The sequence below is a fragment of the Asticcacaulis machinosus genome (genome assembly GCF_028550435.1).
GTDB classification, from domain to species: Bacteria; Pseudomonadota; Alphaproteobacteria; order Caulobacterales; family Caulobacteraceae; genus Asticcacaulis; species Asticcacaulis machinosus.
Genome location: NZ_JAQQKV010000002.1, coordinates 65,381 through 88,524 on the forward strand (window position 1 = coordinate 65,381; position 23,144 = coordinate 88,524).

At 56.8% G+C, this 23,144-nt stretch carries 23 protein-coding genes; 7 read left to right on the forward strand and 16 right to left on the reverse strand.

Translation table 11 applies throughout. From position 1 onward, the window contains the following. Positions 1-99 precede the first annotated feature (99 nt). Genes PQU98_RS08800 through PQU98_RS08810 form a run of 3 tightly spaced genes read left to right on the forward strand, consistent with a single transcriptional unit; the run spans position 100 to position 2,006 of the window. Positions 100-432 carry an ArsR/SmtB family transcription factor gene (locus tag PQU98_RS08800; protein ID WP_272744572.1) on the forward strand — a complete coding sequence of 111 codons (333 nt, stop codon included), beginning with the start codon at positions 100-102 and terminating at the stop codon, positions 430-432. Positions 433-455: 23 nt separating this feature from the next. Continuing rightward, a complete protein-coding gene (gene arsC / locus PQU98_RS08805) occupies positions 456-809 on the forward strand; it encodes an arsenate reductase (glutaredoxin) (RefSeq protein WP_272744573.1) in 354 nt (117 codons plus the stop codon). A gap of 18 nt (positions 810-827) precedes the next feature. Further along, complete coding sequence (locus PQU98_RS08810; protein ID WP_272744574.1) at positions 828-2,006, forward strand: DUF418 domain-containing protein; 1,179 nt, start codon at positions 828-830, stop codon at positions 2,004-2,006. On the opposite strand, the gene PQU98_RS08815 is transcribed toward PQU98_RS08810, so the two are convergent. From PQU98_RS08815 to PQU98_RS08835, 5 genes are all read right to left on the reverse strand, one after another. Further along, positions 2,003-2,488, reverse strand: a complete 486-nt coding sequence (locus PQU98_RS08815; RefSeq protein WP_272744575.1) for a hemerythrin domain-containing protein — start codon at positions 2,486-2,488, stop codon at positions 2,003-2,005. The genes PQU98_RS08810 and PQU98_RS08815 overlap by 4 nt on opposite strands. A 76-nt stretch (positions 2,489-2,564) precedes the next feature. Next, the gene (locus PQU98_RS08820) at positions 2,565-3,977 is read right to left on the reverse strand and encodes a rhamnogalacturonidase (protein WP_272744576.1); all 1,413 of its coding nucleotides are present in this window, start codon (positions 3,975-3,977) and stop codon (positions 2,565-2,567) included. After that, positions 3,978-4,217: a hypothetical protein gene (locus PQU98_RS08825; protein ID WP_272744577.1), complete on the reverse strand. Its 240-nt coding sequence runs from the start codon at positions 4,215-4,217 to the stop codon at positions 3,978-3,980. It abuts the gene before it with no gap. A gap of 261 nt (positions 4,218-4,478) precedes the next feature. Continuing rightward, the gene (locus tag PQU98_RS08830) at positions 4,479-5,447 is read right to left on the reverse strand and encodes a quinone oxidoreductase family protein (RefSeq protein ID WP_272744578.1); all 969 of its coding nucleotides are present in this window, start codon (positions 5,445-5,447) and stop codon (positions 4,479-4,481) included. Positions 5,448-5,489: 42 nt separating this feature from the next. Then, positions 5,490-7,439, reverse strand: a complete 1,950-nt coding sequence (locus PQU98_RS08835; protein ID WP_272744579.1) for a DUF2075 domain-containing protein — start codon at positions 7,437-7,439, stop codon at positions 5,490-5,492. Between the two features lie 133 nt (positions 7,440-7,572). On the opposite strand from PQU98_RS08835, the gene PQU98_RS08840 reads away from it, so the two are divergent. The 4 genes from PQU98_RS08840 to PQU98_RS08855 are packed head-to-tail and all read left to right on the forward strand — an operon-like array spanning position 7,573 to position 10,997. After that, positions 7,573-8,139 carry a hypothetical protein gene (locus PQU98_RS08840; protein WP_272744580.1) on the forward strand — a complete coding sequence of 189 codons (567 nt, stop codon included), beginning with the start codon at positions 7,573-7,575 and terminating at the stop codon, positions 8,137-8,139. A 34-nt stretch (positions 8,140-8,173) separates the two neighbouring features. Next, positions 8,174-9,526, forward strand: coding sequence for a flagellar protein export ATPase FliI (gene fliI, locus PQU98_RS08845; RefSeq protein ID WP_272744581.1), 1,353 nt, complete (start codon positions 8,174-8,176; stop codon positions 9,524-9,526). Positions 9,527-9,546: 20 nt separating this feature from the next. After that, on the forward strand, positions 9,547-9,963 hold the full coding sequence (locus tag PQU98_RS08850) for a flagellar export protein FliJ (RefSeq protein ID WP_272744582.1): 417 nt from the start codon (positions 9,547-9,549) through the stop codon (positions 9,961-9,963). Then, positions 9,960-10,997 carry an endo-1,4-beta-xylanase gene (locus PQU98_RS08855; protein ID WP_272744583.1) on the forward strand — a complete coding sequence of 346 codons (1,038 nt, stop codon included), beginning with the start codon at positions 9,960-9,962 and terminating at the stop codon, positions 10,995-10,997. Before PQU98_RS08850 ends, PQU98_RS08855 begins: the two co-directional genes overlap by 4 nt. Positions 10,998-11,233: 236 nt before the next feature. Here the strand turns inward: PQU98_RS08855 and PQU98_RS08860 are convergent, their stop codons facing one another. The 11 genes from PQU98_RS08860 to PQU98_RS08910 form a co-directional block, all read right to left on the reverse strand. Further along, the gene (locus tag PQU98_RS08860; RefSeq protein WP_272744584.1) at positions 11,234-11,716 is read right to left on the reverse strand and encodes a DUF4282 domain-containing protein; all 483 of its coding nucleotides are present in this window, start codon (positions 11,714-11,716) and stop codon (positions 11,234-11,236) included. A 253-nt stretch (positions 11,717-11,969) separates the two neighbouring features. Then, positions 11,970-12,560 (reverse strand): hypothetical protein, encoded by a 591-nt coding sequence (locus tag PQU98_RS08865; protein WP_272744585.1) that lies wholly within the window; start codon positions 12,558-12,560, stop codon positions 11,970-11,972. Positions 12,561-12,721: 161 nt separating this feature from the next. Beyond that, positions 12,722-14,731: a flagellar biosynthesis protein FlhA gene (gene flhA, locus PQU98_RS08870; protein WP_303649597.1), complete on the reverse strand. Its 2,010-nt coding sequence runs from the start codon at positions 14,729-14,731 to the stop codon at positions 12,722-12,724. Positions 14,732-14,935: 204 nt separating this feature from the next. Further along, positions 14,936-16,306 (reverse strand): sigma-54-dependent transcriptional regulator FlbD, encoded by a 1,371-nt coding sequence (flbD, locus tag PQU98_RS08875; protein WP_272744587.1) that lies wholly within the window; start codon positions 16,304-16,306, stop codon positions 14,936-14,938. An 18-nt stretch (positions 16,307-16,324) separates the two neighbouring features. Continuing rightward, the gene (gene fliN, locus PQU98_RS08880) at positions 16,325-16,657 is read right to left on the reverse strand and encodes a flagellar motor switch protein FliN (protein ID WP_272744588.1); all 333 of its coding nucleotides are present in this window, start codon (positions 16,655-16,657) and stop codon (positions 16,325-16,327) included. A 2-nt stretch (positions 16,658-16,659) separates the two neighbouring features. Continuing rightward, on the reverse strand, positions 16,660-17,307 hold the full coding sequence (locus PQU98_RS08885) for a FliH/SctL family protein (protein WP_272744589.1): 648 nt from the start codon (positions 17,305-17,307) through the stop codon (positions 16,660-16,662). A gap of 236 nt (positions 17,308-17,543) precedes the next feature. Beyond that, entirely contained in the window at positions 17,544-18,566 is a 1,023-nt protein-coding gene (gene fliG, locus PQU98_RS08890; RefSeq protein WP_272744590.1) for a flagellar motor switch protein FliG, read from the reverse strand. A 12-nt stretch (positions 18,567-18,578) separates the two neighbouring features. Further along, positions 18,579-20,276 (reverse strand): flagellar basal-body MS-ring/collar protein FliF, encoded by a 1,698-nt coding sequence (fliF, locus tag PQU98_RS08895; protein ID WP_272744591.1) that lies wholly within the window; start codon positions 20,274-20,276, stop codon positions 18,579-18,581. Positions 20,277-20,528: 252 nt separating this feature from the next. Further along, entirely contained in the window at positions 20,529-20,810 is a 282-nt protein-coding gene (sciP, locus tag PQU98_RS08900; RefSeq protein WP_272744592.1) for a CtrA inhibitor SciP, read from the reverse strand. Positions 20,811-20,981: 171 nt separating this feature from the next. Beyond that, positions 20,982-22,412 (reverse strand): flagellar hook protein FlgE, encoded by a 1,431-nt coding sequence (locus tag PQU98_RS08905; protein ID WP_272744593.1) that lies wholly within the window; start codon positions 22,410-22,412, stop codon positions 20,982-20,984. 41 nt (positions 22,413-22,453) lie between these two features. Then, on the reverse strand, positions 22,454-23,140 hold the full coding sequence (locus tag PQU98_RS08910) for a flagellar hook assembly protein FlgD (RefSeq protein WP_272744594.1): 687 nt from the start codon (positions 23,138-23,140) through the stop codon (positions 22,454-22,456). Positions 23,141-23,144 lie beyond the last annotated feature (4 nt).

Genomic DNA, 23,144 nt, shown 5'->3' on the forward strand with positions numbered 1-23,144 from the left:
TAGGTTCTTACGGGTTTTTAATTCCATAGTCGCGAGAAAGACGAAATTTTTTATCTTATTTCGCTTTTTGTGCCCTAAATCTCATGTACACTTATCGGCATGAATACCGATGATGCCGTCGTAAATCTATTCGCTCTGGCCCACCCCGGACGGTTGGCCATGTATCAGGTTATTGTCGCCGCAGGCCCCGGTGGCATTGCCGCCGGTCAGGTCGCGCGCGCGGTCAATATGCCCGCGAATACCGCTTCAACGCACCTGAGTATTTTAACGGGTGCGGGGCTGTTGAGCGCCCACCGCGAAGGCCGCTCAATCATCTACAGTGCGCAGATGGCGCACTTTTCCAACATGATCGGGTTTTTGCTGACCGAGTGCGCGCAAGGCCGCCCGGAAGCCTATGAATCGCTGCGGACATGGCTTAAACAAAACGCTTAGACTCTGTTTAAGAAAAGCGTTTCATGGCCACCGAAGTTACCATTTATCATCGCCCGACCTGCTCCACCTCACGTAAGGCGCTTGAGCTTATCCGCGCGCAAGGGATTGAGCCCACTATAGTCGACTATGGCAAGGTCGGTTGGACGAAGCCGCAGTTGCACGGCTTGATAACAACCCTGAAGGTAACCGCTCGCGACATCCTGCGCACCCGTGGCACCCCCGCTGAGGAACTGGGCCTAACCGGCATAGACGTGAGCGATGATGCGATTCTTGAGGCAATGGTTCAGCATCCGGTGCTGGTCGAACGGCCCATTGTGGTTACGGCCAATGGCGCGCTTGTCGCCCGCCCCATAGAACGGTTGCTGGAGATTTTATAGTTTTTTTTTGGGGGGGGTATGTCGGGACAGGTTACCGTGGCCAAGCGCAATGAGGCGGTCGATGTGTTGCGCGCCTTTGCCATTTTCGGCGTCTTTGCGGTCCATATCGCCGATCAGTTCGAGCTTTATTATGCCCATATGACGCCCGACCCCTTAAGCGGGTTTGTGCTGACCTATATAATGGGCAAATCGTTTTCGCTGCTGGCCCTGTGTTTTGGCCTGAGCTTTTTCGTGCTGATGGATCGTGAGGCACATAAGGGCGGGGACTTCTCAGGCCGCTTTGCCTGGCGCATGGCGGTACTGGCGATCATCGGCGTAGTTCATGGGGCGCTGTACCGGGGCGATGTGCTGACGGTTCTGGCCCCCATCGGGCTGGTGCTGATCCCGTTCCACCGGGTGCGCCAGAAAGGGATACTGATCGCTATCGCCGCCATATTGATCCTGCAACCGTTTATTTTCTATCAGCTTTTCAGCGCCGTCAGCGGTGCTGAATGGGCCAATACAAAGCCCAACTTCTGGAATGGCGGCCGTTTTGAGGCTTATCAGCACGGTACGCTCATAGATGTCATTCGCTACAATCTGTTTGAAGGGCAATATCCGAAATGGTGGTTTTTCCTTGAAACCGGCCGTGTGGCGCAAATCGCCGGCCTGTTCCTTATTGGCATGGTTCTGGGCCGGATCGGCTTTTTCGATCAGCCGCAAAAATATGCCAAAGCCCGAAGGGTAGCACTGGCTGTTCTGGCGGCAGCCTCTGCGGCGCTCATCATCTATAAGCCCGCCCTGACCGCGCTGGTCCCGACCGCTCAAAGCCCCGTTATGGCTGGGGCCCTGTCGAATATGATATTAAGCGGGTGGACAGATTTGACGCTGATGGGCGTTTACGTGCTCGTGATCCTTGAACTGTTTTACGGGTTTGCGGGACCAGTTCTACGGGTTCTGGTACCCGCCGGACGCATGACCTTAAGCCTCTATGTGTTTCAGGCGATGGTGTGGGTGCCGGTCTATTACGGATTTGGGCTTGGCGGCTGGGTCTGGCTAACGCCACCGGTTGCTATGGTGTGGGGTGCCGTCTTCTTTGTGGCCGAAATCATCTTCGCCCACCTGTGGCTAAAGCGGTTTTACTATGGCCCGCTCGAATGGCTCTGGCGCGCCGCAACTCAAATGAGCCTCAAGGTGCCGTTTTGGCGTAAAACCTAATCTTCTTCACCCACGGTCGCAGCGGCTTTTTCCTTGGGTTTGCGGTCTTTAAATACCGCACCCATGTCGCGTTCTTCGGATGTGGTGAGTTCCTCATCGGCGGCAGGGAACATTTCGTCTTCCTCCTCCGCGATGTGGTGCAGATATTCGTGTTTTAGTTCCTCGAACTTTTCCGACCATGTCTTAGATCCTGCATCAAGTTCGGCAATCTCGTCGATCAGGTCTTCGATTTCTTTGTGTTCCGCCACCGAATGGCGGGCCTTAGAGGTTAGGTCAGGATTGGCCATCATGACCGAATAGAGCGCCTGTTCTTCGGCCGCCGCATGGGCCTTGGCCTCCAGCGCGAAGGCCGCAAAGTGTTCCAACCGTGCATCTTTATCGGCAGCTTCGATCTGATCCAGCAGCTTACGGTGCTTGTTGTGGTCAGCTATCAGGGCGGTGAAGATATCAAGCGCAGACTTTGCGGGGGTTTTATTAGTCATGGCGGGGGGCGACTCCAAAAGGTTAACCCAACCTACCGCTCAGAAAATAGCTTTTCGATCAGGTCGCCCGTGCCGGTTATAAAGTCTCAGTATCTTCGAGCCGGATATCAGGCCGCGCATCGGACGCATCGCTTCCCAGCACCACATTGTCGAGCTTCAGCCCCCGCACATGCCGCGCCCACAGGCCATAGGCGGGGGTAATCCCGAACATGCTCGGTTCCGGATAAGCGCTATCCAGTTCAGCGGGCCGGCGCGCCGCATGCTCTGCCGTGCCGCCGCCGCGATAGGTGAAATGCAGGTTGGTTAGCGTCACATCTTCAATCGGATGATCGCTCAGCCCCATGATCAGGGCCGAATAATCCGCCAATATATCGGTCGCCGTCATGTGCGCTATCCGTACCCGCCGGATCGCGCCGGGCGTGGTGCCTTCCGGCCCGCGCAGACGCGCCCCGATACGCAGGAACAGAGGTGCGGTCGTGATCTCAGTCAAACTCAGGTTTTCGGCCACCACATCTTCGATCACTCCGCCATCGACCGTTTCCAACGCCAGGCCGCGGGAGCGCTCAAAATGGCAGTTACGGATGGTAATGCGCCGGAAGCTGCCGTTCGATTCCGTGCCGATCTTGATACGGCCGGTGACGCGGTCCTGATCCGGCGCGCGTTCCTGAGTGCGGCCAAAGGTGCCATCCAGCATCGTGCCCAGATCAAACCCGCTGACGCGGCAGTCTTCGATATGAATATCCTCGCAGTCGCGGATTTCACCCAAAGCAAAACTCGATTTCAGCACAATGGCGTCGTCATTGGGGGTGTTGACCTTGCAGCCCGTTATGCGCACGCGCTGGCAGCCATCGATATCCAGCCCGTCGCGGTTGGTGTCGATGGTCAGACCGTCAATCACCATGTCCTCAACACCCGTGGCCAGCAGCGCAAAATGCCCGCCGTTTTTGATCGTAAAGCCGCGCAGGGTCGCATGGCGACAATTCTTCAAGGCGATCGATTTGTTGCCCAGCCCCGCCATAGCCGAGACTTCCGGCGCCAGTTCGGCCATGACCTCAGCCGACAAACCGCGCATACTGAGCGGGAACTCACCGGCCTGTTTTTTCCATTGCGATCCCGGCCCTTCGCGGGTCAGGCCACAGCCATCAATCAGGCCCGCGCCGGTGATGGCGATGTGCTCCAGCCCCTCGCCCCAGATCAAGGAATTATGCCAGTGAGAATGGCCAAAATCCTGATAGAGATCGAACGGATTAGGCTCAAACGGATCGTATTGACCTGCGTGAATTCTAGGATCGGCGGCGATAATCTCCGCCCCTTCGGTCAGGTGCAGGGTGACGTTACTTTTGAGCTGGATCGAAAAGCTTAAATACCGTCCCGCCGAAAAGACAACCACATCGCCGTCAACCGCCGCGGCCTCAATGGCCGCATTAATCGCCTGCGTATCCAGCGCCACACCATCGCCCACCGCCCCGAAATCTTTGATATTTTTCACCTAAGACCTCAATTGATCCGGTTCAAGCAGTTTCGCAATTGGCGGAATAGCCTCATTGTTATTTTCGTGGTTTTGGTCGAGCCAGCTAATGAGGTCATCTCTAAGCTTAACTACGTTTACTTTAATTACATCCCGAAGATTTTTAAATACATAAGGGCCGTTTTCAATTTCATCAAGCGCCAGCCATACCGCCTTAATAGGTTGCGGCAATCTTAATTCTTCGGCTTCGGCAGATGACATTCCGAAAATATCGAACGCATCGATATTTAAAGGTCTGCACTTTCCACATATCCATCCAGGTTTGCAGGACTGACATGATACTTCGGGCCATCCCCGCAAAAGGAGACGCTGTAAGTACCCCAACAGCGCATAGGCCAATAATTTCTGACTGTTGTGTGAGATTTGAGACATGATGATCAGCGCAGATTGCGCAAAAAGCTAATCCAGCGTCTTAACACTGCAAATCAGACCTGCAAAGTCTGAACGTTGAGCGCCAACTGATTACGGCACCAGTATGGTCGTGCCCGTGGTGGCGCGGCTTTCCAGCGCGTCGTGGGCCTTGGCTGCGTCGCTCAATGCAAAGCGTTGGTGGATCGGGATGGTGATAATCCCGCGCCCGATCAGGTCGAACAATTCCGCCGCTGACGCCAGCAGATCCTCGCGCGTCGCATTATAGGCAAACAGCGATGGCCTCGTCATATAGAGCGAGCCTTTGGCATTGAGGATACCGATATCGAACGGCGGGATTGGCCCTGACGATTGACCGAACGAGACAAACAAACCGCGCGGTTTCAGCACATCCAGCGATGCCGGAAAAGTATCCGCCCCCACCGAGTCATAGACGACATCAAACCGCCCACCGTTAAGCTCCAAAGCCTCCGGGGCAAAATCCTCATCAGCATAGTTGATAACGTGATCATAGCCATGCGCCAGCGCCAGATCGACCTTGGCCTGAGACCCGGCTGTGCCGATGATGTGCGCCCCCAGATGCCGCGCCCACTGCCCGGCGATCAGGCCGACCCCACCCGCCGCGGCATGGAACAGCAGGTGATGACCGGCCTTAACCTCAAACGTCCGCCGCAGCAGATACTGTACAGTCAGACCTTTCAGCAGAGCGGCCGCGGCGACCTCATCGGTCACGCTATCCGGCAAGGGGATCAGCTTATCGGCCGGGACATTGCGCGCCTCAACGTAAGTGCCCGGCCCATGCAGATAGACCACGCGGTCACCGGGTTTAAACTCAGCTACCCCCTCACCCACGGCCTCGACCAAACCCGCCGCCTCATTGCCCGGCGAAAACGGCAGAGCGGCCTTATAAAGCCCAGAACGGAAATAGGTGTCGATATAGTTGACCCCGATCGCCGTGTGCCGCACCCGCACTTCACCAGCCTGCGGCGGGGTGAGGTCAATGTCTTCGGCCACCATCACCTCAGGGCCCCCAACTTCATGCACGCGGATCGCCAGAACCATCGGATATCTCCTTGTTTTGAGCTATATCGGACGGCACCGACGTCAGTTCAATAGCGGCAGACCGCAGCTTTGCAGGAAATCAAAGCTATCCTCATAAAACGTGGGCGGGCGCGTCGGGTCGCGATCATCGCCTTTGGGGACAAAGATCACCATGCCTTGCCGCGCACGGGTAAGGATGACCCGATAGGCGTTTTTCAGATAAAGCCGCTGGTGGCGATCCTTAACCGACTGCCATTTCGTGCCTTTAAACTTATACATTTGCCAGTCCTGACCATCGTGACGCAGATCGGCATCCCAGCACACCCCCGCCCAATCCAGCTCCAAGCCTTGCACATCAAATTCGGTCGCCACGTCCTCAAGATAATAGGACGACCGCACATCGGCGCGGTCATTCAAAAACCAGTTGGCGGGGTCGATTTCGGTCTTAATATGTACGCCTTCGGGCTTAAGCCGCAGCGCGCCCGATGAGGCAATCAGGCCGAACCGCTCCGACCCACGCCCCTGAGCCCGCAGCCATTCCCGCGCCACCCTGATATCGCGCGTCAGGTAAATGGGATAGTGCCCCAATTTATCAAATGCCGCCCGTGCCGCCATAGCATCGCCATGCAGGACTTGCGCCACAAACTCCGACAGGGTTTCCGCCCGAAATGAGCGCATCGATACTGATAAATGCAGATCGTCATGCAGGCTCACCTGAGCGGTTTTGATAAAGGCGCTGGCGTCATGATTAAGGTCATAATCGGCCTGCGTAATCTGGGCCGACGCGTGCACCTGCCAGTGCGGGAAGTGATCTCGGATCGCCGCCATCCATTCGGACAATCCGGCCTCACCGGTATTGATCTCCTGCCCGCCGCCGATCAGACACACCACCGTGCACCAGTCGGGGTGGCGATCCATCACATGCAGCAGGAACTCAGGCTCGGACATGTCGAAATCGGCCACGGCGCGTTTTTGCTGCATAAACTTTGACGCCTGCGCCCGCGTCCAGGCGCGCTGGGCCTCATCAAAGACGACAATATGATCCGAAGGGGCCTCAACTGAGCGCAGATAATGGTCGCGGAAGTGATGGATGTTCTGGATAAAGGCATGGACATGGCGGGCGATATGGGTTTTGGCGCCACCGGTTCGGGATTGCTGATCGCGGATCAGGGCTTCGGACAGCACCGCCACCAAGGGCCCGTTACCTGACAAAAACGTGGCGTGGGTTTCGCCTTCACCGCTGCGTTGGGTGGCGATGTTGAGGCCCGCCAAAGTCTTGCCCGCCCCCGGCACGCCGGTGATAAAACAGATCGATTTTTGCCGGTGCGCGCGGGCGGTTTCAATGACGCGGCTGATGATGTCCTGCGTGCGGCCAAGATTCACAGCCCCCGCATCATGGCGCACAATATCGGCCACGTCATGCCGGTCATAGAGGGCACGGGCGGCCTCGATAATGGTCGGGGTCGGACGATAGCCGGTGGCGGCCCAGCGCTCTGCATCGAACTGTGCCGCCGCCGCCGTCGCGCTGAACATCTTCAGCACATAGCCAAGGTCGGCAGGACATACGCACAACGGTTTGGCGACATGGGTGCCCGGCAATTCAAACTGGATGATGCCCGACGTTTTCGCCCTGGTCGCCACCAGCACCGGCACGATCGCCAGATCATGACTGCCCTGATGGAAGTTTTTGAGATCGAGCGCATAGTCTTCGACCTGCTCTATGGCAGATGGCTTAAAATCCTCATCTGTCTTGAACTCGATCACAAACACGCAGTCGCCAATCAGCACCACGCAATCGGCGCGCTTCCCCATGCGCGGAATGGCGAACTCGAAATATAAGGTAAAGGCCGGCTGATCAGTAAGCGCCGCCCGCATCACGGTGATCTGCTGCACCCACGCCTCGCGCTGGGTCATCTCCAGCGCGAATGAATGCCCCTGCGCCAAAGCCCCCAAAATATGCTCATCCGTATCGGCATAAAACCGCGCACGGTCTGCGGTATAATAGGCGCGCATTCATCCCCCCTGAAATCGCGCCCAGGCTGTCACAAAGTGTCCGATTTTCAAGAAAAATATCCGATGCGTGTTTTCAGTATGCACAGCGATATGCAGAGAGTAGTTTAATCTCAGTGCAGATGGAGGGGCAGGTATGAAGACACTTTGGCTCAGAATTTCAATCGCCCTGAATTTCATCTTATTTGGCATTATCGCCGCATGGGCCTTTGCTCAATACGCGACGTACAGCCACGCCCATGCAGCCTTTAGCAGATTTCCCGATGAGGGCAGTCGCCCAGCCTATCATTATGATCTTTTTGGAGATGGGACGGTCATTTATCAAAATACTGAAACAAGCATTACGTACAAGATTGGTAGACTGGAGGCAATCTATGCGCTTTGGCTCCTAGACAGCCCACAGTTCAATCATGCACCTTTGGTATCGTCTGAGTGTTCAGTAATAAATTATAGTTTCGGCAAAATTACCGAAAATGGATGCTCTGAACCTAACGCCTTTACTTACGACAAAATTGCAGAACCTTTAAAGCCTCTGGTCCGTGCAATAAAAATCAACTGGAACGATCCTGAGCATGCCCCGACCTTAACTCCCGCAATAACTGCGGAAACTTATGATATAACTACGGCGAGGCATAAGGTCGATCCACCTTTCTGGCGACCCGGACCTCCACCACACGATCCAAATTCGCCCTCCCCCCATTAACCTTTCTTAAGTTTGCGTTTACTATCTTGCTCTCATGCAGGATTTGATTCACGCCGCTGATAATGTTGAGCCGCTCAGGGTTTATGGCCGCGTGGCGGTGGTCAATGGCCTGCTGATCGAAGCCAAGGGCGGGCTTTCCTATATGCAGGTCGGGGCGCGCTGTGAGATCATCCGCCGCCATGCCGATCCTTTGCCCGTCGAAGTCGTGGGTTTTCGCGAAGACCGCGCCTTGATGATGCCGTTCGGGCCGATCGAAGGCATCGCGCCGGGGGCTGAAATTCGCATCCTGTCCGACGGCGGCAAGGTTTATCCGTCGACCGCCTGGCTGGGGCGGATCGTTGATTCCTTTGGGGAGCCGATTGATGGTCTGGGGCCGCTGCCCAAGGGGCAGGTCGGCTATAACCTTCGCGCCGCCCCCCCGCCCGCCCATGCCCGCGCCCGTGTGGGGGAGCGGCTGAACCTCGGTGTGCGCTCGATGGATGTGTTCACCACCTGCTGCCGCGGTCAGCGTTTAGGCGTGTTTGCCGGGTCTGGTGTCGGTAAGTCCGTGCTGCTGTCGATGCTGGCGCGCGAAGCCACCTGCGACGCCGTGGTGGTCGGCCTGATCGGCGAACGGGGGCGTGAGGTCAGAGAATTTATCGAAGAAACCTTGGGGCCAGAGGGTCTGCGCCGCGCCATTGTGGTGGTCGCAACCTCCGATGAGCCCGCTCTGAAACGACGGCAAGCGGCCTATATGACGCTGGCCCTGTCGGAATTTCTGCGCGATCAGGGCTTGGAGGTTCTGTGCCTGATGGACTCGGTGACGCGCTTTGCGATGGCGCAACGTGAGATCGGTTTGGCGACCGGTGAGCCACCGACCACCAAGGGCTATACCCCGACCTGTTTTGCCGAATTGCCAAAGTTACTGGAGCGCGCCGGTCCCGGCCCGACCTATCCGGACGGCACGCAAGGCGGGCCGATTACGGGGCTGTTTACCGTGCTGGTTGACGGCGATGACCATAATGAGCCGATTGCCGATGCCGTGCGCGGTATTTTAGACGGGCACATCGTCATGAGCCGCAATATTGCCGAACGCGGCCGCTTTCCCGCCATCGATGTGCTTAAATCGATCAGCCGGACCATGCCGGGGTGCCAGACCCTGCCTGAACGCGAGGTGGTGCGTCAAGCGCGGCAGGTGCTGTCGGCCTATACCAACATGGAAGAACTGATCCGCATCGGGGCGTACCGCGCCGGTGCTGACCCCGATGTTGACCGGGCTATTCGCCTTAACCCAGATATTGAGAATTTTTTACGGCAAGACAAGGAAGAATACACGTCTCTTGACGACTCGTTTACGATTTTGGCGCAGATTCTGACCTCGGATCAGGCGGATATTCCGCCGGGTTAAGTTCAGGGTAGGAATACAAAATGGCTAAGTGGGTCAAAAGCTTAATCCGCATCTCGACCTTTGAGGTGGAGACCCTGCAAAAGACCCTCGCCGAAGTCGTTACCCGCCGCACCCATGTTGAAATGAAGATCGCCACGCTCGATGCCGAGTTTGAGCTGGAAACCGTGCGTGCCAAAGAAGATTACAGCCTGTCTATCCACATGCCAGCCTATAAAAAAGGCTGGGACGCACGCCGTCAGGTCGTTGCCAACGACCTTAACCTCATCGCTCACGAAGAACGCGGCATCCGCGATCAACTGACCGAGGCGTTTGAAGAACTTAAGAAGTTCGAGCATGTGTCCGAAGTGACCAAGCTGAACCGCCTGCGTCAGGAACTGGCGCGCGAAAACGCCGCCATGGACGAAGCCGCGCTGCGCATGAGCTACAGCCGCGCATGATCTCAAGGCGGGCCGTGCTGACCGGGGCGGTTGCACTGGCCGGATGTGGCCAAAGCACTGCGCAAACTGACGCTCCGCTTCCACCGCTGAAATCTCTGGCCCCGTTCGATCTGGGGGTCTGCGCCATGACCGCCACCTTCAAAGACCCGCAATGGGGAAAGCTGGCCGCCACCCATTTCGACCGCCTCACGCCGGAATGGGAAATGAAGATGGAATACATCCTTCTGCCCGACGGGTCGCTGCGGTTTGACGCGCCTGATAAGGTCGTGGATTTCGCCCAGTCTCACGGCATGAGCGTGTTTGGTCATGTCATTATCTGGTACGCGCAGGACGGTGATTATTTTCAAGCTTTGAAGGGCGATAAACGCACCTTTGTCGACGCCTACCGCGCCTATGTCCGCGGGGTAGCGGGCCATTATGCGGGTAAGGTCAATGGCTGGGATGTGGTCAATGAGCCCATGCTGGATGACGGATCGGGCTTGCGCGACTGCCTGTGGATGCAGATGATGGGGGAGGACTATGTGGGTGAAGCTTTGCGCGCCGCCCATGCGGCCGATCCGGCCGTGCCGTTGTTCCTCAACGACTATAACCTCGAATATTATCCGAAAAAGCGGGCCGCCTTTTTGCGGCTGGCCGAGCGATTGCTGAAAGCCGGTGTACCGCTGCATGGGCTGGGCACCCAGACCCATATCGACGCCAATATCGAAAAAGGCACGCTTAAGGCCGCCATCAACGACCTCGCTGCACTGGGCTTAAAAGTGCATGTATCCGAGGTCGATATCAGCCTGAAACCCGAAGGCATGATCCTGCCGGGCACGGATTTGCCTGCCGGTCAGGTGCGGGCGCTGACTGAGATCACCGACACCTATTTGCAGCTAAAACCCCATCAGCAGTTCGGCCTGACCGTGTGGGGATTACGCGACAAAGATACTTTCCCCTATCGCAAAGACAGCGCAGATAAGCCGGTGCTGTTTGATAGTGCAGGTTTTGCCAAGCCTCTGGCCCACGCTTTTGCCGGGCGGTTTTCAGCGTAGAAACCTTATACTCCCCCATCGCAACCGGTTTCAGTTATGATCACGCCTTGTCATATGGGGGAGGTGGATTTTTGCTTTAGCAAAAAGACGGTGGGGGGCTTGATAGCTGTTTTCAGGTTGAAGAAGCCCCCCACTGCCTCGGCTAAACCTCGGCATCTCCCCCACTTGATAAAGGTATTGCGATATCTGAGGCTTAGTGCGGTGGGGGAGTATTTAGAGTGAAGCCCAATCCGGCTCTAACTCTCTTTGGCCGGACGGATATTGGTAAAGGGGCTGTCGAGCACATCCTTGGGGTCGCCCATATCGATCGGGGCCTGCGGGTCAAGAGACGGGCGCGGCTCAGGCGTTGATGCGGCAGGTGCCTGACGCTGGGCCGTTTCGGCTTCCTTACGCAGGAACCGCAGATCATCGGCAATGCGGAAGATGGCGACATAGAATTCACAGAACGACCGCCACAGCAGAATGCCGGCGAATACAAACAACAGGCCGCCGATCAGAAACGGTATAGCCAGGAACCAGCCCCACGGAGCCTGTTCACGCATGGCAATGCCGACGGTCGCCCCGACAACACCGAATGCCGACAGCAACAACAGCGACAATCCCGCCCAATAGATCAGGTGAATAACCGGCCGCGTAATCAGGCGGTCAAAGGTAATCAGGTCAAAGAAAATATCGCCCGGAGAGGTCGAACCGAACACCTGCTTGATCAGACGCTTCATAAGCTGGCCACCCTTTAACCCGTCATGGGCTTGTCATTATTTGGTTTGCGTCCCTCGCCGGGCGGTGGCTCCGCCACCTTGGCCGCCGCCGCAATGGCGGCTTAAGCGGAATGATTCCACCAGAAATCATTCCGCTCTGAAAGCGTTAGAAATGATTTTAACCCTGATTGTCAAGGTTTATGGATTTTAGACACTTGATCTGGTCGCTCGTGAAAATTGTAGGGCATTGACATTAAATTGCGCCCTTTGCCTTTCAATCAAAATCATATCCGAAATAATTCCTGTATCCAGCCGATAAAGCGCTGGCCTTAAGCTCATCAGAACTTGGGATAGATTTGAGATAACCGCATTTTATGCCGATGTACCCAAGCGCATCATATATCTCAGGTACTTTGGCAAATGACTTCACCCCTAACGATATCGGAGCCACATAACGCTCCTTCCCAATCATTTTCAGAGTCTTAATTTTATCAGCAGCATTTGCACATACATTGCCGTCAATTATTTCCTTTCGGATAATAATGTACTTCGCCAACGGGTCGCCTTTATCGCTCCAATAATTAATGGCATCATGGCCGTAGAAATCTGTCAGGCAATCCGAACTTACAGGCTTTATATATAAACTTTCCGAATTACTGAATCTGAAAATTCTGTGAAATCTTCTATCAAAATCATAAACTGACACACTGTATCTGTTAACGTTTTTCGGAATGAGGCACAGACCATCTACAGTACTTTCGTAATTAAACACAGTCCTGTAATTATTCACCAGCGCACGAAAACCAGCAGTTTTAATTTCATAATATGCTGAAGGCTGAAACAAGAGAGGTGATACGGCAAGCATGACTACCGCACCTAAGACAAACCAAATCGTGCCACCCGATAATCGCCGCATCATTCCCCCAATTCAAAACCCAGATTAAATGACATTGGCCTGTGTATCACTTAACCAGACGGATAGACATTCCATCCACCTCAAAGTCACAGACTTTGAGGTGAGTACGATCATATCTGTCCCACGGTCTTAAGCTTGACCTTGGGGTGGATTTCGTTCTGGCTCATGACGGTGGTCGTGGGCCGGAAGCGTTCAACGATCGAGCGCACGTAAGGCCTGATCTGCGGGCTGGTCAAAAGCACCGCCACTTCGCCGTTCATGGAGACGCGCTCAAAAGTATCACGGACACCGCGAATGAAGTCTTGCAGGATCGATGGGGCCATCGTCAGTTGCCGCTCTTCACCTGTGCCCACCAGCGACGATGAGAACGCATTTTCCCATTCATGGCTCAGGGTCACGATCGGCAGGGTGCCGTCCTCGCCCCGGTTATGCCAGCACAACTGCCGCCCAAGGCCTGAGCGCACATGCTCGACCAGTTGGGTCACCGACTTAGTATAGGGGGCCGCCTCCCCTAAGCCTTCGAGGATCGCGGGCAGGTCGCGGATCGAGACCCGCTCTTTCAGCAGCGCCTGCAACACCCGCTGCAGGGTCGCCACCGGCACGACCGACGGTATCAGGTCGTCGATCAGCTTTTTCTGATCGTCCGGCGCGTCTTTCAACAGTTTGGTCAGCTCGGCATAGGACAACAGATCGCTCATATTGTCTTTCAGGATTTCGGTCAGGTGGGTGGTGATGACAGTCGCCGGATCGACAATAGTATACCCTAAGAATGTCGCCTCTTCGCGCAAGGCCTGATCGATCCAGGTGGCGGGCAGACCAAAGGCCGGTTCCTTCATGTGCTCACCCGGCAGTTCGACCTGACGGCCACTGGGATCCATCGCCATTAACGAGCCGATGCGCACTTCGCCGGAACCGGCTTCCATTTCCTTGACGCGCACCACATAGCCCTGATGGGGCAGTCGCATATTATCCAGAATCCGCACAGACGGCATGACAAAGCCGTATTCCTGCGCCAGTGTCCGGCGCAGGGCCTTAATCTGATCGGTCAGCTTACGGCCATCCAGATCATTGATAAGTCCCAGCAGCCCCAGACCCAGCTCAATCTTGACATCATCTATGGCCAGTGTTGCTGAAATCGGCTCATCCTGCTGAATGAGCGGCTCCGGCGGCGGCAAATCGGAGGCCACGGGCTCAAGCGGCTTGCGCCCCACCCGCCATGCCATGAACCCGGCCCCCAGCGATATGGCCGCAAACGGCAGTATCGGCATACCGGGCACCAAACCCAGCACCCCCGATGTCGCCGACACCATACCGAGCACGACCGGATTTTGGGCCAACTGCGCCGTCAGAGCCTTATCGGCGGAACCATCGACGCCGGCCTTGGACACCAGAAAACCGGCGGCGATTGAGACAATCAGGGCCGGGATTTGAGTGACCAGACCATCACCGACAGTCAACTGGATATAGGTTGAGGCCGCTTCACCGGCGGGCATCTGGTGATTGATAATACCGATCAGTATGCCGCCGACGATATTGATGGCGGTGATGACAAGGCCCGCCACGGCATCGCCGCGCACAAATTTCGAGGCACCGTCCATGGCGCCGAAGAAACCGGATTCCTGCTCGACCTCTTTGCGGCGCTTCTTGGCTTCGTCCTGATCGATGATGCCCGACGACAGGTCGGCATCGATGGCCATCTGCTTGCCCGGCATGGAATCGAGGCTGAAACGCGCCGACACTTCGGCAATCCGGCCAGAGCCTTTAGTGACGACGACGAAGTTCACCAGCATCAGGATGCAGAAAATAATCACCCCGATGATGAAATTGCCCTGCATGATCAGGTCGCCGAACGCCTTGATCACCGCGCCCGCCGCATCGTGGCCTTCGTGGCCGTGGGTCAGGATCAGACGCGTTGACGCCAGATTGAGCGCCAGCCGAAACATGGTTGTAACCAGCAGCACGGTCGGAAAGGCCGAAAATTCCAACGGCTTTTTAATCAGCAGCGCCGTCATCAGGATCAGAACGGCTGACGTAATCGATAGTGACAGCAACAGATCCAGCAGCAGCGGCGGCAACGGGATGATCAGCATGACGATGATCAGCATCACGCCGACCGCCATGATGACTTCGCCGCGTTTCAACCAGCCGCCGATTTCGGAAAACTGAAAGGGCTGGACACCCGAATTTGTTGTCGCTGCGTCCGCCACGCTTACGGTGTCCCCAAAATCACTGAACTCATCGGATCATCCGGTGCTTCGCTCCTGGACGCTAGGCAATTTTTACCCGATGGATGGTGAATAAGCGGTTAACAGGCGTTAACCGCTTTAAGCCGCGTTGGCGCCCGACTGCGGGGCGGGTACCGGCACACCGGCGTCGGAATATTCCTTAAGCTTGTTGCGCAGGGTGCGGATTGAGATGCCAAGGATATTGGCGGCATGGGTGCGGTTGCCCAGACAATGCGACAGGGTATCCAGAATCAGCACCTGCTCGACCTGAGCGACTGTAGAGCCGACGAACGTACGGGCGGCACTTTCGGCAGCCTGCGCGGCACGGCCGACATAATCCAGACCGATCGGGGCCTCGACATTCAGCGGTTTGCCGTCTGGCAGACGTATTGCATCAGCGTCGATTTCAGACCCTGCCGACAGCAGCACGGCACGGTGCATGGCGTTTTCCAGTTCCCGCACATTGCCGGGCCAGTTGTGGGCCTGAAGGCGGCGACGGGCCTCATTCGACAGGGGCTTAAGCGCGATGCCATTGGCCTCACTGTATTTCTTGGCGAAGAATTCCGACAGGGCCATAATGTCCGCGGGACGTTCCCGCAGCGGTGGCAGCGCCAGATTTATGACGTTCAAGCGGTACAGCAAATCTTCGCGGAAAGTGCCTTCCTTAACCGCCGTGGCCAGATTACGGTTGGAGGTCGCCAGTACGCGGATATTAACCGGCACCGGCTTGGCCCCGCCGACGCGGTCGATGACCCGCTCCTGCAACGCGCGCAGAAGCTTGGCCTGCAAACGGGCATCCATTTCCGAGATTTCATCGAGCAGCAGCGTGCCGCCATCGGCTTCTTCAAACTTACCGATGCGGCGCGCCATAGCCCCGGTAAAGGCGCCCTTTTCGTGGCCGAACAGTTCTGATTCCAGCAGGTTATCGGGAATGGCCGCGCAGTTGACCGAGATAAACGGCTTTTGCGCGCGCTTTGATTTTTCGTGCAGGTAGCGGGCCATGACCTCTTTACCGACACCGGATTCACCGGTGATCAGGATCGACGCATCGGAGCTTGCGACCTGATCGGCCAGTTTCAGCACCTGCTGCATGGCCGGATCCTGGGTGACCAGCGGGCGCTGATCATCAGCCACGGCGGCCAGGACCGCGGCAATCAGCTCGGCATCGGGCGGCAGCGGAATAAACTCTTTCGCACCCGCCGTGATCGCCTGCGCCGCCTTGCGCGGATCAGGATTGACGCCGCACGCCACGACCGTGATGTGGATATGCTCCAGATCACAGGACGCAATCAGCCCCGCAATATCCAGCTCATAATCGACCATCAACAGATCAGCACCCTGACCTTTGCGCAGGGCATCCAGCGCCTGCTGGCAGCCTTCAACGTGCGATACCTTGGCACCGGTATCCATCACCATCTTGACCGCGACCGACATCTGACCGCTTAATTTTCCGACGACTAAAAGTCTCATGATTGTTTTCCTCTGCGGTTAGTTCGCGCTGTCTTCGGACTTGATGATTTCGGTCATGGTCACCCCAAGGCGCTCATCGACCACCACCACTTCGCCGCGCGCCACCAAACGGTTGTTGACGTAGATATCGATGGCCTCACCGACCTTGCGATCCAGTTCAAGGATCGAGCCCTGGCCCAGCTTGAGCAATTGCGACACCGACATGTAGGACTTACCCAGCACGGCTGAGATGTTGACCGGCACATCGAACACCGGCGCCAGATCAGCGGCGGTTTTATCGCCGTCGTCATCCCCCGCCACACCCGGCAGGTTGTTTTCGCCAAACTCTTCGAGTGAGAAATTCTCGGCCATGGTCAGGCCTCCCTTTTGACGGCAGCCGCCGCCTGATGATGATGGTGATCCGCCGCCAGAGCTTCATGCAAGGCGGTGTCGAGCGCATTCAGAACCCGCTCAGGATCGAATTCGGCGCGGCCATCAGGCCACATAACCTCAAATGCCCCGGCAGACATGGCCGCATTGGACCGGAAACTGATTGCCCCGGTAAAGCCTGCGAGGGCTACCGCTTCACGGGCCGCCCCTTGCAGGGCGGCATCGGGATTGGCGACTGTGACTATCAGACGTGGCGCGGTATCGATTTCGTGTGTAAGGGCTTGCAGGGTCGCCTTCAGGGGCTCTTCGGGAAAACGGTTGAGGGCTTCCGCAGCAATTTTTTGCGCACAGATCAGCGCCAGTTGCGCACAGGCGGCTTTGTGAGCTGAAATCGCTTCATGCAGGCTCGACAGGCCCAGATGCGCATTATCGGCCAGGGCCTGTAGCGCCTGCGCCTGTGCCAACTGAGCGCGCGCCAGCGCCGATTGCTCCCCGTCATGATAGGCATTGGTGCGCAGGGTCTCGACCTCTTCAGGAGTGTAGCTGCGCTTCTGGGCCGAAGCACGCGTCACCTGACCGGCGTCACCAAAAACGGTGCCAAACTCGAATTTTTTATGAACCGGCTGGGTCATGACGATATCTCCTCCCCTGCACAGCGGGGGAGGTGGATTTTGCGATAGCAAAAGACGGAGGGGGCATACCCCGCCGCGATTGCCCCCCCCCCGTGCGCAAGGTGTTTGTGCAATTGCATAAAGAGGGCCTGATCTACCGCGATAAGCGGGCATACCCCGCCGCTATTCCCCCCTCCGTCAGTCCGCTGCGCGGACTGACACCTCCCCCGTAAACAGGGGAGGAGGAAGTTGAGACACTAATAAATAAGCTCATCATCGCCTCCCTGACCGGCCAGCATGATTTCGCCCTTAGCGGCCAAATCCTTGGCGATCTGCACCATCGCCATCTGCGCGCCATCAACGTCTTTGAGGCGCACCGGCCCCATAGAATCCATATCGTCGCGCATGATCTTGGCCGCGCGTTCGGACATGTTGGACATAAACATATCCCTCAGACTGTCCGACGCGCCTTTCAGTGCCATCGCCAACTGATCCTTCTCGACCGCGCGCAGCAGGGTCTGAACCCCGCCCGGATCGAGCTTGGAGAGGTCTTCGAACACGAACATCAGGGCGCGGATGCGCTCGGCCGACTCGCGGTTACGCTCCTCCAGTGAGGTGATGAAGCGGCTTTCGGTCTGGCGGTCGAAATTGTTGAAGATTTCGGCCATCAGTTCATGTGAGTCACGCTTAGACGTCCGCGCCAGGTTGGACATGAACTCGACCCGCAGGGTCTGTTCGATCTTGTCGAGAATTTCGCGCTGCACCGGCTCCATGCGCAGCATCCGCTGCACGCATTCCAGCGCGAAATCTTCGGGTAGCGCCCCCAAAACGCGGGCGGCATGGTCGGTTTTCACCTTCGACAGCACCACCGCTACCGTTTGCGGATATTCGTTCTTGAGATAGTTGGCCAGAACGGCTTCGTTCACATTGCCAAGCTTATCCCACATGGTACGCCCCGCCGGGCCTCTGATTTCTTCCATCAGAGCATCGACCTTATCGCCGGGCAGGAACGAGGCCAGCAGGCGCTGGGTCTGCTCGAACGAGCCCATGATCATGCCGCCATTGTTCAGGCTGGAAACAAATTCGATGAGCAAATCTTCGACCACATTGGACGTCACCGTCCCCAGCGACGACATGGCCTGCGAGATTTCCTTGATCTCTTCTTCATCGAGCGCTTGCCACAGTTGCACATGGTCTTCACCCAGCGCCAGCAGCACCACCGCCGCCTTTTCGGCGCCGCTTAGTTTTTTGGGATCATCAATCAGATTTTTACGTGCCATACCCTCGCCCCCTTACGTTTCGTGCAGCCAGGTCCGAAGAATCGAGACCGATTCATCGGGGTGGCGCTCAACGAACTCAGAGACCTTCTTGACGGAGGACGCTTTGACCTGACCTTCGATACGGGCGATGTCGATGCTGCTGGAGCCATCTGCACCTGGCAGGGCCAGACCACCGGCCTGCGCCGCCAGCGCAGCCTGTTGAGCTTCGGGCAGCATGGCCGCCTGCTCCGGCGTCAGAGCGACGGTGAAATTATTGGGCAGACCCGCCGCCCCACCAGGGCCCGCGCTGCCATTGATGAACTTCATCAACGGACGGGCCACAAAGAAGATAATCAGAACCGCCACGACCACCAGGATCAGCATTTCAATGGCGCGCATGATGTCATTTTTATCGAAATCGAACATGCCGCCCGCAGCGCCCGTGCCCTCGGCAATCTCACCCGGATCGCGGCTGAAGCGGACATTGGCGACCGAAATTACATCGCCCCGCTCAGCGTTTATACCTACGGCGGCGCGCACCAGTTCTTCGATTTTTGCCATGTCTTCGGCAGATCGCGGCGCATAGGCCGGCGCACCCTGACCATTAGCCGCCGGGGTCAGCACGCCGTCCACGACCACAGCCACAGCCAGCTTTTTAACCTGTCCCGGTGCCGTCACTTCGGTCGTGGTTGTGTTGGAAATTTCAAAGTTTGTGGTTTCTTCGGTCGCCCCGGAACTGTTGGTCGCCGTGGCGGCGCCATTGGCTTCCTGACCGCCCGGAATATTGGCCGCCGCCGTCGTCACCCCATTCGGATCGGGCTGCGACGAAGAGTCAGTCGTTTCCGACGTCTTGGTTGAGCGCACCACCTGACCATCGGGATCGAACTGTTCCTGTTTGCGGGTCGTGGTGGTGGTGTCAAGTTCAGCCGTCACGGTCACACGGGCCGCGCCTGGGCCGACCACACCTTCGACAATATCCTTGATGCGCTTACGCAAGGTCTCTTCGACCTCGTTCTTGCGCTCAGCACCGGCAGCACCCAGCGCCGGATCGTCTTCGCCGCCCGCCGCCAGCAGACGGTTTTTGTCATCAACCAGCGTAATGTTAGATGGTTTCAGGTTTGGCACGGCTGAGGCCACCAGATTGCGGATCGAGCGCACTTCGTCGCCGCTCAGTTGACGGCCCGACAGCCCAACCACCACGGATGCGGTCGGACTAGCGGCTTCTTCTTCGAACAATTGACGCTTAGGCATGACCAGATGCACCCGCGCCGACGTCACACCTTTGAGCGAGCGGATGGTACGGGCGAGTTCTCCTTCAAGCGCGCGCTTATCATTAAGGTTCTGCACAAATTCAGTCTGCCCCAGGGCCGGGGCATTGTCGAAAATCTCATACCCCACAGATGCCGCGGTCGGCATACCTTTTTCGGCCAGCATCAGACGCGCGGTCGCGACCTGATCGCGCTCGACCATAATCGTTGAGCCATCGCCCCTGGCAGAATACTTGATGCCGGCCTGATCGAGCGCCGCGGTGATTTCCGAGGCCTCTTTAAGATCGAGATTAGAAAACAGCAAAGATTGCGGCTGAGTGGCGAAATGCAGCATGACGGCCGCAAGCACAGCCGCAATGCCGATCGACACGCCGACAATCGCGGCCAGACGGCCTATGCCGAAACGCTGAAGGAAGCCTCCACCCTGCTGGGTAATATTCAGTGTCTGACCCTGTGCCGCCACGCGCGTACTGCCCCATCACAAATTGAGCGAAGCAGCCTTGTGCTGCTCACCCGCTAGGCAGTAATTTCCCAGTGAAGAGTAAACGACCTATTAATAGGTTGCGTTAAGAGGCTAAAAAGGCCGCAAAATCAGGCTTTTTATCCACATATCCTTAAAACGCATTAAGGTTCCGGGCCCAAAGCCCGAAACCTTAATAGATGTTCAACATCGAAAATGTATTTGTCGCGAAGCGGCAAAACTTTTCGATGAGCATTACCGGTACTGCTGGATGCGCGTGGTGCGTAAGCCCGCCATACCGTGGGATTCAATCGACTTCTGCCAGGACAGAAACTCTTCCGAGGTAATGCGATAGCGCTCGCATGCCTCGTCAAAGGTCAAAAGCCCGCCGCGGACGGCGGCCACGACCTCTGCCTTGCGCCTGATTACCCAGCGCTCTGTCCCCGCAGGGGGCAGATCGTTGAGCGTAAGCTTTGCTCCAGTTGGACCAATCACGTATTTTTCGCCTTTGTTATCGCGGCGTTGTTCTTGCAGCATGACTTTTTCACGCCTTTCTTACCATCACCATTGAGAGCCAATATACCCCAAGGGCTTAAACATCAGCTTAATCGCCATAGTAAATATATTACTAACGCAACTATTTCTGAAATTAACCAGTCGTTTACCGAAACTGAGATGGTTACCGCAAGTTTAACGCACTATACTTACTTACCTCTTGATGCTGATCAACTCAGCCAGCATGTCATCTGCTGTCGTGATGATCTTTGATGCGGCGGAGTAAGCCCGCTGCGTTGTAATCAAACCTGTGAATTCCGTAGACAAATCTACCGCCGATGCCTCTAAGGTCGAAGGGCTCAGCAGACCCGAACCACCAACCCCCGGCGATTTCAGGTTAAAGGTGCCGGAATCGCGCGACATGATGTAGGAGTTGCCGTTGACCGGGATCAGTCCGTCCGGATTGACAAAGGTGGCCAGAGCGACCTGAGCAATGTTGCGGGTCACGCCGTTGTCATAGATGGCGGTGACGATGCCGTCCTTTGAGACCTGAACGGTCGCAAGGTTACCAAAGGCCGTACCATTGGTGACCACCGACTGCACGATCGATGTGGAGTTAAGCTGGGTCAGACCGGCGGTGGCGTCTTCGAGGTCAAGCGAGATGGTCTGGTCATCAACCCCCAGAATGTCCATCCAGCGCGGTGTGCCGGCGGTGCCAGAGGCACCTATGGTCATGGTCGAATTATAAGGGGTGCCGAACAGAGTCGAGTTGGCGGTATCCAGACGCCCGTCCTGAGTAAAGGCCAAGGTTCCGCTAGACAGTTGTCCTGTGGGCGTGCCAGTCGTCACATCCGGGGACACCATTTCGGCATACCAGGTGTTGGCGGTTTCTGATTTCAGCAGGCGAATAGTGATATTGCGCTGACCGCCCTTGGAATCCGACACCGGAATAGAAATTTCAAAGTCTGGCTCAACGCCCGTACCGGCATCAATATCATAGGCGGCCATTGAGTTGGTCGCCGAGGTCGGGTCATATGCGGTCGCGGCGGGTGCCGCGGTGAAGGTGCCCGCCGCATCAATAGTGCCGACGCGGGCCGACAGGGCCTGACCGTCCGACAGGTTCGCGTTGACCACCACGCGGGTGGTGGCTTCGGCAGCCCCGCCGACACTGGAGACGTTGATCGAACCCAGTTTTGTCATATCTGACGGATCGGTCGTGACATTGCCAAGCGCATCGACCGGCCAGCCCTGAAGGTAAAAACCCGACGCATTTTGCAGATATCCGAACTTGTCGACCGCGAACGATCCGGCGCGGGTAAACAGGCGGGTATCGGAGTTGGTCAGGTTTTCCGACTTTTCCGTAACCACGAAAAAGCCCTGCCCATCGATACCGAGATCCATGTCGGAATTGGTCCGCTGCAACAGGGCGGGATTGGAAATCTGCTGGCGAGTATCGGCGATAACCCCACCGGCGCTATAGCCGCCGGAGCTTGAGCTGTCGGTTACGATCGCGGAGAAGTTCGTGGACACGCGCTTATAGGCCGTGGTGTTGACATTGGCGATGTTGTTGGAAATCGCCGCCAGAGCCGTCGAATTGGCAGCGAGCCCGGATACCCCGGCCAGCATGGCGCTGTTGATACTCATGAGTGTTCTCCGTTACTTAATATTGTTATTAAAGCTGGTCATCAGGCAGCCGCTGCCTCTTTGACCGACAGAATTTTGTAGAAGGGCACGCGGTTGCCTCCGATGGTCAGGATGATTTCGCCGTTTTCGTATTCGGCGGACTTGACCGTGCCCTTGACCATGACGGTTGAGCCAATTTCTGTGCCGCTGGAATCGGTGGCTGTGACACTTAGGGTATAGTCACCGGCGGCAACGGCCTTGCCATTGGTTGCCTTGCCATCCCAGTCAAAACTATGCGTGCCCTGAGTTTCACCCGTATTACTCTTGGTGTAGACGATATCGCCGCTGGAGTTTTTCACGACCAGCAAGGTATTGGCGACATTGCCATCCAGCTTATAGTCCCAGGACGTGCCCGAACCGCTCGATGCGACGGTGGCGGTGTCATGTTCGGCGCTGACATCCTTGCCTATATAGTTGACGGCGGTGGTCATGCTGTCGCCGCCCTGATTGGCGATGGTGGCCAGATATTCGTTGGACTTAAGCTGCTGCTCGACACTGGTGTACTGGACAAGCTGATTGGTCCATTCGGTCGTGTCCATCGGTGACAACGGATCCTGATTTTTGATCTGGGCGGTCAGCAGCGATAGAAAGGTCTCATAGGTCGAGGCCAGCCCTGTAGAGCCGGCGGCTGCCGTTGTATTGGTCGGCGCGCTCTGGGTCGAAAGATAATCGGTAATACTGGTCGCCATTGCC